This window comes from Stenotrophomonas sp. YIM B06876, assembly GCF_030711595.1.
Taxonomy (GTDB): domain Bacteria; phylum Pseudomonadota; class Gammaproteobacteria; order Xanthomonadales; family Xanthomonadaceae; genus Stenotrophomonas.
Window position 1 is genome coordinate 1 of record NZ_JAUJUJ010000569.1, and the last position, 425, is coordinate 425.

At 60.2% G+C, this 425-nt stretch carries 1 protein-coding gene; it reads right to left on the reverse strand.

Translation table 11 applies throughout. The features are described 5' to 3' along the window. A partial coding sequence (locus QZH66_RS18505; RefSeq protein WP_305807246.1) for a hypothetical protein occupies window positions 1-269 on the reverse strand: 269 nt, incomplete at its 3' end. Window positions 270-425 lie beyond the last annotated feature (156 nt).

The window sequence follows — 425 nt, forward strand, 5'->3', positions numbered from 1 at the left end:
TTGGCGACGCGCGCCTGGTACTGGGTTTTCTCGCTCGGCTTGTACTGCGCCTCAAGTTCGGCCTTGGCCACCTTCTCCTTGCCTTCGGCTTCCTTCTTGCAGACGTCCTTGGCGTTGCCCTTCATGGCGTCGCAATGGGCCTTGTCCATCTTGTAGTCGGCGCTGATGCGCTCTTGCGCGGCCTTGTGCTCGGCCGGTTGCATGGCCATGGATGCGGTGGCCATGCAGCCGACGGCGGCGAGGGTGATCATGTTGCGGATGAATTTCATGGATTTTTCTCCTGAATCAATGGACGTTGCCGCCAGCGGCATCAATCGTCGAAATGGAATGTGGGATGGCGCTCCTGCCATTCCTTGAGCTGTTTTTCAGCGGCTTCGCGGGCCAGGCCCTGGCGCTCTTGCAGCTTGCCCAGGAACTGTTCGCGC